The organism is Bacteroidota bacterium (assembly GCA_016183775.1).
In the GTDB taxonomy this organism is placed as follows: Bacteria; Bacteroidota; Bacteroidia; order JABDFU01; family JABDFU01; genus JABDFU01.
The window spans coordinates 1-15,062 of sequence record JACPDY010000099.1; the positions used below are offsets into that span (position 1 = coordinate 1).

At 39.4% G+C, this 15,062-nt stretch carries 10 protein-coding genes and 1 other RNA gene; 9 read left to right on the plus strand and 2 right to left on the minus strand.

The window, feature by feature from the left end; translation table 11 throughout:
- Together HYU69_12820 and HYU69_12825 are read left to right on the plus strand one after the other, a co-directional pair.
- The coding region (locus HYU69_12820; GenBank protein MBI2271220.1) for a glycosyltransferase family 39 protein at nucleotides 1-1,457 on the plus strand (1,457 nt) is incomplete at its 5' end.
- A gap of 145 nt (nucleotides 1,458-1,602) precedes the next feature.
- Complete coding sequence (locus tag HYU69_12825; GenBank protein ID MBI2271221.1) at nucleotides 1,603-2,712, plus strand: hypothetical protein; 1,110 nt, start codon at nucleotides 1,603-1,605, stop codon at nucleotides 2,710-2,712.
- Between the two features lie 113 nt (nucleotides 2,713-2,825).
- Here HYU69_12825 and ffs read toward each other — a convergent pair.
- An RNA gene (gene ffs, locus HYU69_12830) (signal recognition particle sRNA small type) lies at nucleotides 2,826-2,924 on the minus strand.
- Nucleotides 2,925-3,029: 105 nt separating this feature from the next.
- Between ffs and HYU69_12835 the strand changes: the two genes are divergently transcribed.
- The 3 genes from HYU69_12835 to HYU69_12845 all read left to right on the plus strand — a co-directional run bounded on the left by HYU69_12835 (nucleotide 3,030) and on the right by HYU69_12845 (nucleotide 5,883).
- Nucleotides 3,030-3,569, plus strand: a complete 540-nt coding sequence (locus tag HYU69_12835; protein ID MBI2271222.1) for a DUF4199 domain-containing protein — start codon at nucleotides 3,030-3,032, stop codon at nucleotides 3,567-3,569.
- Nucleotides 3,570-3,585: 16 nt separating this feature from the next.
- Nucleotides 3,586-4,554, plus strand: a complete 969-nt coding sequence (locus HYU69_12840; GenBank protein ID MBI2271223.1) for a glycosyltransferase family 2 protein — start codon at nucleotides 3,586-3,588, stop codon at nucleotides 4,552-4,554.
- 162 nt (nucleotides 4,555-4,716) lie between these two features.
- The gene (locus HYU69_12845; protein ID MBI2271224.1) at nucleotides 4,717-5,883 is read left to right on the plus strand and encodes a glycosyltransferase; all 1,167 of its coding nucleotides are present in this window, start codon (nucleotides 4,717-4,719) and stop codon (nucleotides 5,881-5,883) included.
- Between the two features lie 58 nt (nucleotides 5,884-5,941).
- Here HYU69_12845 and HYU69_12850 read toward each other — a convergent pair whose 3' ends face one another.
- Nucleotides 5,942-9,208 (minus strand): SBBP repeat-containing protein, encoded by a 3,267-nt coding sequence (locus tag HYU69_12850; GenBank protein ID MBI2271225.1) that lies wholly within the window; start codon nucleotides 9,206-9,208, stop codon nucleotides 5,942-5,944.
- A 257-nt stretch (nucleotides 9,209-9,465) separates the two neighbouring features.
- On the opposite strand from HYU69_12850, the gene HYU69_12855 reads away from it, so the two are divergent.
- The 4 genes from HYU69_12855 to HYU69_12870 all read left to right on the plus strand — a co-directional run bounded on the left by HYU69_12855 (nucleotide 9,466) and on the right by HYU69_12870 (nucleotide 14,757).
- Entirely contained in the window at nucleotides 9,466-11,034 is a 1,569-nt protein-coding gene (locus HYU69_12855) for a hypothetical protein (protein ID MBI2271226.1), read from the plus strand.
- A gap of 80 nt (nucleotides 11,035-11,114) precedes the next feature.
- Nucleotides 11,115-12,110: a toxin-antitoxin system YwqK family antitoxin gene (locus HYU69_12860; protein ID MBI2271227.1), complete on the plus strand. Its 996-nt coding sequence runs from the start codon at nucleotides 11,115-11,117 to the stop codon at nucleotides 12,108-12,110.
- 94 nt (nucleotides 12,111-12,204) lie between these two features.
- On the plus strand, nucleotides 12,205-13,998 hold the full coding sequence (gene mnmA, locus HYU69_12865) for a tRNA 2-thiouridine(34) synthase MnmA (protein ID MBI2271228.1): 1,794 nt from the start codon (nucleotides 12,205-12,207) through the stop codon (nucleotides 13,996-13,998).
- A 39-nt stretch (nucleotides 13,999-14,037) separates the two neighbouring features.
- Nucleotides 14,038-14,757, plus strand: a complete 720-nt coding sequence (locus tag HYU69_12870; GenBank protein MBI2271229.1) for a hypothetical protein — start codon at nucleotides 14,038-14,040, stop codon at nucleotides 14,755-14,757.
- The last annotated feature ends 305 nt before the right edge of the window (nucleotides 14,758-15,062 follow it).

Sequence of the window (15,062 nt, forward strand, 5' to 3'; positions counted from 1 at the left end):
TTCCGGCTTCGGACTTCCGACTTCTGACCCTTAAAAACACTTATTCCGCTCGCAGTATAAACACGATACTCCTGCTTCTTATTATTGTTGCCTTTATAATTGTTAAAATACCCTATTTGTCGTTACCCTATTACTGGGACGAGGCCTGGGTATACGGATCAGCCATAAGGGCCATGGAAGCCGCTCATATAAGCCTGCTGCCTGACGCATTACCGGTTCACTATTCAAGGGGGCACCCATTATTGTTTCATTTTACAGGCGCATTGTGGCTGCGGGTATTCGGCACCTCATTAATGGCCAGCCATATTTTCGCTTTGCTTATTTCAGTCGCACTTATCGTTTCAATATATTATTTCGTTAAAAATATTTTTTCTAAAAGAGCAAGTCTGTTGGCTTGTCTTTTTATTGTACTTCAACCGATATTCCTGGCACAATCGGTACTTGTACTGCCTGAAATAATGCTGTCGCTTTTTTCATTACTTACCCTTTATTTTTTCATACAACAAAAATGGATCGGGTACTTAATTACGGGAACGCTCGCTTTATACACCAAAGAAACCGGCATAGTTGCGATTGCCGCGGCTATTACCTGTCAGTTAACCGATATACTTTTCCTGAAAAGAAAAGAAGATGTTTTAAAAAGTAAACTTGCCGGGCTATTAATCACTACTTTTCCACTGGCTCTCATTACATTTTTCTTCATTATCCAGAAGCAGGTAAACGGCTGGTATTTTTTTCCTGAACACATTGATTTTCTTTCACACGATCTGAAAACATTTAGCGATAGATTGGTGGCCTTTTCGGCCCAGCTGTTTGTATACTGGGGAAAAAACCTGCTAACCGCGGCTATTCTTGCTTCACTGTTTCTTTTCTTCTATTTTAAACACCGCCTGAATAACAAACAAAACAAAACATTGCTGATACTTTCAATATATATTGTCCTGTTTCTTATTTCAAGCTCATTTAATTTTTACAGCGACAGGTACGTAATGAGCATGGTTGCCCCTTTTTGCATTATCGCGGCTTCACTTATTGATATCACATTCACAAAACGAATATTGGTGTATCTGTTTGTTGTCGCGTATGCAGCCCTGCAAATTTTCATGTACATACCACAAAAAACAAGCAGCGACCATAATTTAGGCTATGCCGATTGCGTAAAAGTGCATCAACAAATGGTAAACTACTGCACAGAAAACCGATTGATGGACAGAAAATTTTTCACGCACTTTTTAATGATGGCCAATTTAACAAATCCATATTGCGGGTATATAAGGGAGGATCAACGGTTCACATCTGTTACCTCTACGTCCGGACCTGACATTGAATTGTATATATTCAATAATATGGAGGGCCATGATGACTATGAAAAAATGAAAGGGAGAAACGACATCACCCTGGTCAAACGCTTTCAGTTAAACCATGCCTGGTCGGAAATATATGAGGTGAAAAAATGAGGGGAGAGATTTGGAAATAAAAAAATGAGGGCATTTAATATAACGTGCTTATAGGATTCTAATGAACAGAAACAATTGAATACTTTTGAATCAGTGACACTATGAATAGGGGACCTTACACCAATCAGAATACTAAACATGTTATATGACAAAAATAAGACATTGTATAATTTCCTTTATAATGTTTCTGTCAATCAATTTGTTCTCTGATATTTTAGAGGATAATAATTGGTATGAAGGATATTATATTAATCTAAAATCTGACACGGTAAAAGGCTTTACACAGCACAAAAATAAACCGTCTGAAAGTATTGCGAGCTTCAAGTATTCCAATGAAAAAACAAAATTTTTATTTCCAAATCAGATAAAAGGATACGGATATTCTAATAAGGTTTTTGAGAGTTGTTATGTTTTCGTGCAAAATATCTTCCTTGAAAGAGTTGTTGATGGAAAAATTACTCTATACAAAATAGGTAATTCCTATTATATTAAGAAGGGAAACAGTGAAGTGGTAAAAATCAATAAAGTATTTACTAAGCAAATTATCCTTGACTATATTGAAGACAATCCAAGTCTATGTGCTTTGGTTAATGAGTGGGAATACCTTTTATCTTATGAAATTGCTCCCGTAATTCACAATTACAATTTGTGGGCAAGTAGTAGTATGAGTGTTCCTGGAAAAAATCTAATTGAACCATTAGCATTAAGTACTGTCACATCCGTAGCTGTAGACACGAAGGATTCTATTAAATCAGAACCCAAACCGACCATCAATAATACTAGATTTGAATTAACGGAACAAAAAAGATTCACCCCCAAATTTAATTTGCTTGGCATTGGCGTAGGTATAGAAACAAAAATTGGGAATTCTGCAAGTATATATATTGAAGGAGGTAGTGGTTTTTCCTTAAATTTCAGTTCTAATGAAGGTGGTAGTTTATACTTATTACCATTTGGCGAATTTCATTTCAGAGTTTATACAAATCTAAAAAAGCGTCAAAAAGTTGGCAAAAAGACGTATGGTTTTACGGGAGATTATGTAAGTCCCTTTTTTATATATTCGAAAGTGGTAGGCGATTCCCGTAGTGAAAAATTTAAATCAATGTTTTACGGTATCAATTACGGATTTCAAAAACAGAAAGCAAAAAACATCTATTGGGGCATTGACATTGGTGGTGGCTTAAGAACTAATGTTGAAAATGGTGGAACTAACCTTGACTATTTATTAAAACTTAATTTTGGTTTTACTTTGTAGAAAACAGTACTTAACTATTACCTTGACTGTATCACACAGGCAGGCTAAAACAGATAATTTGAATAAATAAGCCGAAGGTATTGTAGATAGCAGAACAGAGAAAGGAAATAAAAAAAGGGCAAGCTACTTATATCGCACCGCTCAACCACTTACCCTTGCTCGGTTCCCCGCCTGGGGGAGTTCAGCAGGAGCTGGTCGTATAAGACTTGCCCGTAACAAAATTAATAAATCTATTTAACAAACCGCGTTTAAATACAACATATTGAGCCACAAAATCTTATATCTTTGTTACCTGAATAACCAAACAAACAGATAACATGAAGGATCCCGGGATAAAATATGGCTTAATAGCAGGTTTTATTGGTATTTTACTACAGGCGTTCACTTACCTCATGGGGGTTCAATTTATGGCCACCTGGTGGGTAGGCATATTGATCCTTGTTGCAATAATTACCATGTATGTGATCTTATCCCTGCGCATACGTAAAGATATGGGGGGCTATATAACGTTTAAGGATGCCTTTATCAAAACATTCGTGATGTGTATTATTGCAGGCACCATTAGTACCCTGTTCGGTCTGCTTTTATACCATGTCATCGATCCCGAACTTCCCGACAAATTGCAGAACGCCATAATGGAAAAAACAATGACCATGATGGAGAATATGGGCGCTCCGCAGGAAAAAATTGATGAGGTGGCCGAACAATTGCAGGAAGCTGGAAATAATTTCTCCGTAGGGGCGCAGATAAAAAACTATTTTGTGGGGATACTATTTGGCGCTATTTTCGCGTTGATCATGGGCGCTATCATTAAAAAGGCTCGCCCTGTTTTTGAAGATACTCCGACAAACGTATAAAGCTTTACCTGTTGAAATGAATATTTCCGTAGTCATACCCCTATTAAATGAAGAGGAGTCTTTAACCGAACTAAGCAATTGGATCGCTAAAGTGATGAACGAAAATAAATTTTCGTACGAAGTTATTTTTGTTGATGATGGAAGTAAAGATGGTTCCTGGAAAGTAATAGAATCACTTTCGGCAAACAATCCCGCAATAAAAGGAATTAAATTCAGAAGAAATTATGGTAAATCGGCCGCGCTGAATACAGCCTTCGAAGCTGCCCTGGGTGATGTAATAATTACAATGGACGCGGACCTGCAGGACAGCCCGGATGAGATTCCCGGTCTGTATAAAATGATTACAGAAGAAGGCTTCGATCTGATCTCGGGCTGGAAGAAAAAAAGATATGATCCTATAAACAAAACCATCCCTACCCGATTATTTAACAGGGTAACACGGAGCATATCCGGCATACAGCTGCACGATTTTAATTGCGGCTTAAAGGCGTATAAAAAGGATGTGGTAAAAAGTATTGAAGTGTATGGGGAGATGCATCGTTACATCCCTGTTATTGCCAAGTGGGCCGGCTTCACTAAAATAGGCGAAAAAACTGTCCAGCACCAGGAGCGCAAATACGGCAAAAGCAAATTCGGCATAGAGCGCTTTATCAATGGCTTTCTTGATCTGATGACCATTACTTTTGTTTCAAAGTTTGGCAAACGCCCCATGCATTTGTTCGGATTACTTGGCTGCATTATGTTCTTTATTGGTTTTACGGCAGCGGTTTACCTTGGAGCTGCCAAGCTCTATTGTGTTTACAACCATCTGCCCGCCCGGTTGCTTACGCAGCGTCCTTCGTTTTATATTTCGTTGACGACAATGGTTATTGGCACCGTTCTGTTTTTAGCGGGCTTTATTGGGGAACTGATCTCGAGGAATTCTCCTATACGGAATAATTATCTGGTGGAAAAGAGAACAGGGAATGAAGGAGTTAGGAGTTAGGAGTTAGGAGTTAGGAGACAGGAGACAGGAGACAGGAGTTAGGAAACAGGAACTCACCTCAGTTTGATAATAACACACACTTCTTAATTCGTTATTCAAATGTTCGATTGTTCGTTATTCAATTGCTTACCAAATTCTAAATAGACTATTGCAACATTAATTATGCTCGGCGAAGAATCTGCGAAAAGCAAACAAACTAAAAACATCATCGTAGGTCCCGCATTCCCTTTGCGGGGAGGCATCGCGAATTTCAATGAAGCGCTATGCCGTTCATTTGTAAAGGCCGGGATCAGTTCAAGGATCATTTCTTTTTCCCTTCAATATCCTGATTTTTTATTTCCCGGCAAAACACAATATGACAAAAGTTCATCAAGGCCGCAGGACGTTAAGATCAAAACACTTATCAATTCAGTTAACCCAATCAGCTGGTACAAAACGGCCCGGGAAATAAAAAAGGAAAACCCCGATTATATCATTATACGTTACTGGCTTCCTTTTATGGCGCCTTGCCTCGGCACAATTGCCCGGCTTGTAAAGTGGAAAACCTCTATTAAAGTAATTGTTATAGCTGACAATATTTTACCCCACGAAAAGCGCTTTGGCGATGAATCGCTTACCAATTACTTCATCAAATCATGTGACGCGTTTGTAGTCATGTCGCAAAGTGTTATGGATGATCTGAAAAAATTTATTCCAGATCCCAAAGCCGCCTTTTTGCCCCACCCTATTTACGATATTTTCGGTGAAAAAATTTCCCGCGAGGAGGCTCTTCAGCATTTGGGTTTCAGGCAAAGTTACCGTTACCTGTTGTTTTTTGGATTTATACGAAAGTATAAAGGACTTGATCTCTTACTTAAAGCAATGGCCGATAACCGTGTACGAAATTTAAACTTAAAACTTCTGGTTGCAGGTGAATGTTATGAAGACCTTGCTTATTACAACAACATTATCAGGGAGAACAGAATAGAAGGCAACGTAGTAATAAAGGCAGATTTTATTCCGGCAACTGAAGTAAAAAATTATTTCTGCGCGGCAGACCTGATCGTTCAACCTTACAGAACCGCTTCTCAAAGCGGCGTTACACAAATAGCCTATCACTTTGAACGCCCGATGCTTGTAACCGATGTAGGCGGACTCGGGGAAATAGTCCCTCATTTAAAGGCAGGTTATGTAGTGCAACCTGCTCCTGAGGCTATTGCCGATGCTATCGTTCATTTCTATGCGAACAACATGGAAACGGAATTTACCACAAACGTAGTGGCCGAAAAAAAGCGCTTTTTATGGAGCACCTTTGTGCAGGGGATTTCTGAATTATATCAAAAAATATAAAACAGGTCGGGATCAAAATTGCTGCCTGTATAATGCAGTAATTCCTTCCCGGGTTCTATCAGGGGCCGCTTAAATTAACATTTATGCTGCACCCGTTCTTATCAGTGATCTTTATTGTAGAAGAGCCCGAACAAAGCCCGTTTTTATACCGATTGATATGACCATCAGGCCACAGGTAATTGTAAGGGCCTGTACCACCTGTTGCATTTACCATGATCCATTCTTTACAGCCGCAGCCTGAACAGCTTGCGGTGCCTTTATTAAATTGTCCCGATAACGGTGGTGGCGAAATTATTGCTGTTGTGGATGTGGATGTGCAGCCTTTACTGTCGGTTACTTTTACAGTATAGCTGCCCTGCGATAATCCAGTAACCGTTTGTGTGGTTTGTCCGCCTGGGGCGGACCAACTGTATACATACGGAGAAGTGCCGCTTCCGGGATTGGCAATGACACTTCCGTCAGCAACCCCACTGCAGGTTATGTTTGTTGCGGTCGCACCGACAATAACTGCAGGATCTACCGTTACAACAGTAGTTGATGTTGCTGTACTTCCGCCGGCATCAGTTATTGTAACTGTATAAGTAGTGGTTGACACCGGGCAGGGACTTATGTTTTGAGTGGCAGCACCGTTACTCCAGAAATAAGTGTACGGGCTGGTACCGCCGATCGGATTTGCCATTGCCGTTGCACAATCTCCTGCACATGCATTTGTACCGGTCGCGGTGACGGCGACACTTCCACAAGGTCCTCCTACAGAAGAAATTGTAAAAGTAGTGGTATAAGGAACGGGAATGCAGCCGGCATCGGTCACTGTTACGGTATAGGTACCTGTACAAAGGCCGGTAATGGTATTGGTGGCACTTGTACTATTTAATGTTTGGGCACCATTGCTCCATACATAATTGTAACTGGGATTACCGCAACTTACATTGATAGTAGCACTGCCATTGCAGCTGGCACAGCTGGTGGCATTTACCTGCCCCTGAGTATAGGTAGAAACCACGGGAATAAATTTAGCAAAATAGGCGTCTTCACCTCCATTATAGGTAGCATCAATATAGGCTCCTCCTCCTGGATTTGTAACCGGATATCCGCCCGCTGCAGCCCATTCACCAGCAACAAATAAATTTCCGCTATTATCGGTTGCTAAAGCTGCCCTGAAATCACCGTTCCCCCCTCCTCCAAAAAATGTAGCCCACAATACCGATCCGGCATTACTGAATTTTATGATAAAAGGATCTCTGCTTCCGTTTACACTTGGATCGTAATACTGGCTGCACGTTGTAGTACCGAAGGTGTATAATCCGGTTGAAGCGTACAAACCAACATAAACATTCCCGCAAATATCAGTTTCAAGATTATCATAAGATCCGAAGGATTCGTTTCCGGCACCACCGTAGTAGGTAGCCCAGTTAAGAACGCCGGCAGTTGTAAATCGCAAAACAAATATATCATAGGATGTAAATCCCGAACCGCCCCATACAGCTTGATTATAAGCTCCCGACCTCGCCTGGATAGGCAGATCGACACTATTCGTCTCACCGGTTACATATATATTACCGGATGCATCGCATAAAATGGAACCTGCCATATCCCAATTACTTCCCCCATAAAGCGTGGCCCAGGTACGAACTCCCGAGTTACTGAACCGTAAAATGAAAATGTCGCTGAATCCTGATACTGCACTCTGGTTATACGCGCCTGCCCATGCCTGGGATGGGAAAGCTCCACCAATGTTATTACATTGCCCCGTAACATACAGGTTATTTGCTCCATCAGAGGCAATACAAGTCCCCATCTCGTTTGCAATGCCTCCATAATAAGTAGCCCAAACGCAGGTACCTGCATTATCAAAACGTAAAATAAATGCGTCAGTAGGGGTACCTCCTCCTCCTCCAAACGCGGCCTGGTTATATGCGCCAGCCAATGATTGAGTAGGGAAACCCAAACCTGCCTGTCCGGTAACATAAATATTATTTAATCCGTCGCAGGTAATTGATTGGCCAATATCATCGCCACTGCCTCCATAATAAGTTGCCCAGGTAAGTACTCCTGTATTGCTAAACCGCAAAACGAAAGCATCACGGGCTCCTCCTCCGAATACAGATTGATTATATGCCCCTGCCCGTGCAAGTGTTGGAAAACTACCTGTGGCTTGGCCGGTAACATAAACGTTACCAGCTCCATCACATACAATGGCGTTACCAAATTCGTCTCCGCTGCCTCCATAGTATGTTGCCCAGGTCAGGACACCGGTATTTGTAAAACGCAAAATGTAAACATCCTGAGGCCCTCCTCCGCAAGTATTGTCATAGTATGCCCCGCCAAAGGCAAGTGTCGGAAAATTCACTGAACTTGAATATCCTGCAACATATAGGTTGCCGTTCGCATCGCAGTCAATACCCCTCGGTCCATTGAAACCACTGCCCCCATAAAAAGTAGCCCAAAATAATTGTGGGTCGATGATTAATGTTTCATGTATATTGTACTGCCCAGTTTTAATTCTGACCTCATACGAAAAACCATTTCCGATATCTTTCCCTGTTCTCTTTACAGAATAACCGGAAGTAATTGCAGCTGACAGATCGCCCTGATAACACAGCAACTTACCTTCTGTCAGCTCCCCCAATTTATTTTCAAAATGTATCTGATCGCTACTAACCTTCAGCTTTCCGCTTCCTTCGTAAATGAGTTTTATTTGCGTGGGGTCAGCACCCGGATGAACAATGAAGTCGTGCTTCATACCAAAACCCGAACCAGCTTCCGTTGAAGGCAGGGAGAGATCCGCAGGAGTGGTATAGAGTATCCAATCTATCCCCGGATAAATCTCCCTGATGGTTATCTTAGTATAAGTTTTAACATTAAATATTCCCTTTGCGCAATGCCCCAGGTAAAAATTCACCTCGCCTTGTGTAATATTGCCTTCAGTAAATATATTTTCTCTTTTAATGTTTGCGCTCTTAAGACTCATGTCCACCCTATGCCATGATCCGGTTATTTTATCCTCGTCTTTTTGATAAGCAGTTTCTGATAGGGATCTTTTATTCTCATCTTCTTTCAACTTAAAAAACTGATAGGTAAGTCCACTTGTGGTAAGCCATATATTGAGATCAGGCACCTGCACTTTAAAAAGGACGAATGGAACAGGCGCGCCATTAACATCAGCCATCTGTCCCTTATTTTCCTGAAAACCGGGAGAACTCTGCTTTGTCATCCACTCCTGCGCCTGCTCCTTACTTACAGTGGTTCCTGAAGCATATAATGCTGTATATGCAAACAGGATCAAAAGAAACAGTCCCTTTATATAGGTTTTACTTTGATACATGGTTGAAGTTAAAAATTAATGCTGTTCAGTATCTTGCTCTATGGCTAATGTCATACAATAACAGATGCAAAACAAATCATGTTTCTCTATAAGTTGCATTTAGTATAAATAAATAATTTCATTAAAATAGCAAAATACAGCATAAAAAGGCATAAATTTGCATAAATTATTCAATTAAGTTGCATAAGATAATAAACCTATTTCATCCATGAGATCTTCGTTCAGCAAAAACAGGCTTAAGTAAACCATTGAATAGCATGAAAACCTCATCCGACGAATTGTTTCAACTTATCAGATCCCTCGACTCAAGGGAAAAGGCTTATTTTAAAACACAGGCCGGATCGGATAATTACATAAAACTGTTTGATATTATCAATTCTCTAAATGGCAATTATGACGAACAAAAAGTAAAAGCAAAACTGGGAAACCGAACAGCAATAAAAAATTTAAAATTCAACAAAACCCGCCTCACGGAGGCTATACTTAGAAGTATGGAAAAATACCATTCAGCCGACTCAGCAGATATGGTTATTGCAAAAAAGCTTCAGCAAATAGAATTCCTATATAACAAAGCACTGTATCCTACTGCTTTAAAAATAATTAACAAAACATTGAAAAGTGCCATTGAAAACGAATCGTTTTTGTATACATTAAAATTACTATCATGGAAAAGCGAAATTTTAAAAACTTCCGAAAAAACCAACGATATACTATCCTATCTGGATAAAGGATTTAAAGAAGAGTCTGATCAAATCAATAAATATATGAACCAGCGGGAGTATTACAAACTTCAATATAAACTTGTCCCGCTGCTAAACACCAAACAGATAATAAGCACTCCTGATCACACAAAAAATATAAGAAAGATACTCTCCGACCCTCTGCTGAAAAACAAAAGGCCGGCTGACATGTCGTACAGCGCCGTTAAATATTATTATAATATAATGGCTGTTGGAACCAGGCAAGAAGGAGATTGGGAAAGATCGAACAGGTACAGAAAAGAATTTGTACTATACCTTGAGGCCGATAAAACTAAATTACACGCAAGAGCACATAATTATATAATGGGTGTACACAACCTGCTTATGAGCCTACGGAAAGTAGGGAATCAAAAAGAGCACGACTTGTACTACAACAAAGTAAATGACTTCATCAATACCTTGCCCAAAAAATATAAAACAAAAAACATTATCAATGAATACATTCAATTGAACATTGAGTACATGAACAATCAGCTCGATCTATTTAACTATGATAAAGTCATCAGCGCTGCCAATGAGACAGAAAAACTAAAAAAAGATGATCTTCAGGCTGACACAGAAACACACATGTTCTTTTATTACTTTGCCTTTTTAGCTTATTTTAGTTTAAATAAATACAAAGCAGCTTTAAGGCACCTCAATAAGATCATGGATTACGCAGATAGCGGCATTCTTCCTGATTTTGTTTACACTTCAAAACTGATCGCTCTTATTGTACATTTTGAACTGGGAGATACTGAATTACTCATCGGGATGGCACGATCAACACAACGGTATTTACTAAAAAAGAGAAAAACAATCCATGAATACGAAAAGATCATATTTGAACTCTTCGGTAAAAAAATTCACATGCAAAATTCCAAAACAGAGTTGACAGAACTTCTCATTGAAACGAAACAAAAACTGGAACTCATTTTTAAAAACACCCGGGAAGTGCAGGTTATGGAATACTTCGACCTGATTGCCTGGCTGGATAGCAAAATTACAGGCCGGTCATTTTCCGACCTTGTGAAGGAAAAGGCAGCTGTGGCAGCTCACCAACAGAAAAGAATACGAAAACAATAAAAACAACCCCGTAAATATACCATACTGGAATGGTTATTGTTTAAGGCGTATACAAGCCTTTTCTTATCTTTACATACAATATGTTACGCCTTAAACTGTTATATTTTATAGTATTCCTTTCTTCCACCTTTGCTTTTGCACAGGCGAAAGATTCCCTGAACCGTATTGATAAAAACGGGCTGAAACAAGGTCATTGGATCAAAAAAGACGATAAAGGAAATGTTGTTTATGATGGTTCGTTTGTAAATGATAGGCCGGTGGGTACATTCACTTATTATTATCCCACAGGTAAAACAAAATCTATTACCACATTCTACAAGAAAGACAATGCTGCTTTTACCCGATTATTTAATCCGGATGGAAAAAAGATAATGCATGGAAAAGTATACGGGACATTGAAAGACAGCACCTGGACCTATTACGGTGACAATGACTCTGTAGCCTCAGTGGAAAATTACCTGAAAGGAAAAAAGAACGGACCGTTTCTATCATATTTTAAAAACGGCAAAGTGCTTGAACAAACTACTTATAAGAACGACCTGATGGATGGTCCGTTTAAACAATACCTTGAAAGTGGCGCACTGCGCATGGAATATAATTACACGAATGGCTTGCGCGATGGTAAAGCAAAATTCTACTACCCCTCCGGCCAGCTAAGTATTGAAGGACTCTATCTGCGTGATTTCAAAGACGGCACCTGGAACTATTATTCCGAAAACGGAAGTCTTGACTGGCAGGTGGTTTATAAGAAAAGTAATGTTGTGAAATCAACCAGATACAATGGCGTTGAAGAGGAGTTTTACCCAAGCAAGATCCCAAGATCAAAAACCACATTTAAAAATGGCTTAAAAAACGGTCCTTTTACCGAGTATTACGATGCCGGCCAGGTTAAACAGGAGACCATTCCCGCTAAAGATGGCTATCCCGAAGAAACAAAAGAAGTAATAACCGATCAAAAAGTGAAACGCAAAGGCAATTACCTGAACAATAAACTCGATGGAAAAGTAACTTATTATAAATTGGACGGAACTATTGAGAAGGAAGAAACGTATAAGTTGGGAGAGTTGGTTAAGTAAGTTCAAGGTTCAAGGTTCAGGGTTCAGGGTTCGTGGTTAGAAAAAATAAAAAGGTTCAAGATTCGTTAATTCTTTTTTTATTCACTATTCGTTGATGAGTAAGCAAGGCAAAGTATTAGTAGCTATGAGCGGTGGAATTGACAGCTCCATTGCTGCTATGCTTTTGCATGAACAGGGCTATGATGTTATTGGCATAACCATGAAAACATGGGACTATGCCTCATCAGGCGCTTCGAAAAAGGAAACCGGTTGCTGCAGCCTGGATTCAATTAATGATGCCCGTATCATGGCTGTTAATCATGGATTCCCGCATTATATTTTAGATATACGTGAAGAGTTCGGCGACTTCATCATCGATAATTTTGTAGACGAATATTTAGCCGGACGTACGCCTAACCCTTGCGTATTGTGCAATACCCATATAAAGTGGGAAGCTTTATTAAAAAGGGCAAACATGCTGGGCTGTGATTACATTGCCACAGGGCATTACGCGCAGGTACGACAGGAAAATGGCCGCTATGTTATTTCAAAAGGATTGGATGAAAATAAAGACCAGAGTTATGTGCTGTGGGGACTTAGTCAGGAAAGTCTGAAGCGCACCATATTCCCTTTAGGTCACATGCGCAAAAGTGAAATAAAAAAAATGGCCATTGATCGCGGTTATGTCGAGCTTGCTAATAAAAGTGAGAGCTATGAAATATGTTTTGTGCCCGACAATGATTACCGGGGCTTTTTAAAGCACAGGGTGGCCGGGCTTGAACAGCGCGTGGACGGAGGTGATTTTGTTTTATCAGACGGAACTGTTGTAGGCAAACATAAAGGGTATCCCTTTTATACTGTGGGACAGCGTAAAGGCCTTGAGATCGCAATGGGTGAACCCATGCACGTTCTTGAAATAGTTCCGGAAACCAACACTGTTGTTTTGGGAACAAAAGAGGATCTTGAAAAGCAGGAAATGCGTGTACGCAATTTTAATCTTATTAAATACTCAACATTGCCTGAAAATTTTGAAGCCTTAACTAAGATCAGGTACAAAGATCCGGGAAGCTTAAGTAATTTATCTATTGAAGACGGCATAATTAAAGTATTGTTCCATAAGAAAGTATCTGCAATCGCCCCAGGGCAATCCGCAGTATTTTATGAAGGAAACGATCTGATAGGTGGAGGTTTTATTGAAAGAATGAAAAAAATACTCCTCTTAATAATAACAGCAACAACTATTTATTCCTGCAAAAAGGATCAGGAAGTAACTACCCTTGATATAGGCTATGGCTATTTCCCCAACCAGGCCGGCAAATATATTATTTACGATGTTGACTCGATTGTAAAAAACAGTTTTACAAAACAGGTCGACACATTTAAATTCCAGGTAAAAGAAGTCATTGAGTCGGTATTTAATGATAATACAGGCCGTCCCACTTTGCGCCTGGAACGTTACCGGAAATATTACAGCAAAACACTTTCATACGATTCAATGTCATGGATACTTACGGATGTATGGTCAGCTAACCGCACTTCAACAAGTGCCGAAAAGATGGAAGAAAATGTACGGTATGTACGGCTTATTTTCCCTGTAGAAAAATATAAAACCTGGAACGGGAACGCATATAATACCACTGGCGAATGGAATTATAAATACACTGAAATTGATAAAGCAAAGACAGTTGGCAGCATAGCTTTCGACTCCACATTAACCGTTATACAAATCGACGAAGAAAATCTGATCGACAAAAAATATTACAAGGAAATGTATGCAAAAAATGTTGGCTTGATTTACAGGCAGATCATTGATGCCCATTCCGACTCCATTAATGCTCAACCTATAATGAATCGCGTTACAAGCGGTATTATTAAATATACCGCAACTATTAATAAATTTGGAGGGTAGAGCCCCCTAAATCCCCCAAATGGGGGACTTGCATGTGCAATGAAAAAAAGAATCAAAATACTGTTTTTACATGCTGTGATGACAACCCTTATTACTTCATGTAAAAAAGACCAACAAACCACTCTTGACATTGGCCACAATTATTATTCTGACAAAATCGGTAAATATATTGTTTACAATGTTGATTCAATAGTAATGAACAGCTTTACCAAAAAGGTTGATACCTTTTATTTTCAAGTAAAAGAAGTAATAGAATCTGTATTTTATGATAATGCCGGGAGACCCACAATGAGAGTGGAACGTTATAGGAAGGATTCGAGTAAAACAACGAAATATAGTCAACTTCCTTGGATACTTACTGATGCCTGGTCAGCTAACCGGACAAAAAATTCGATTGAAAAAGTGGAGGAAAATGTACGTTTCACTAAGCTTATTTTTCCTGTTGAATTATATAGAATCTGGAATGGAAACGCTTATAATTCCCTTGGAGAGTGGAACTACAAGTATACTGAGATCAATAAAGCTAAAACTATAGGAGGTAGAGCATTTGATTCAACATTAACTGTGATACAAATTGACGAGGATAAAAGTTTAATTGATAAAAAATATTATAAAGAAATATATGCCAAAAATGTAGGCCTGATTTACAAAGAGATCATCGATGTACATTCTGATGTTTTTAATGCCCAGCCAATAATGAACCGGGTTACAAGCGGAATTATTAAATATACTGCAACTATTAATCAATTTGGAGGGTAGTGCCCCCTAAATCCCAATGTCGTTAAGTTAAGCCCGGAGGGCTTGAATATAAATAGCCTCCGGTGAAACCGGAGGAAAACAATAAAAGGTAAAGCGTCAACCCTGAAAGGGTTGAATATATTGATATTATATACATTCAACCCTTTCAGGGCAATGTCATTAAATTGGATGATAACTTTATGAATTATAGGGGGTTAAAGAACAGATTCCTCTGTTCTTTGATGTAACCAAACATCCCCCCTATGACTACAAACATACAAATTTTGAATACACTCAAGCAGTATATTGAAAAGGTAAAGGAAGAA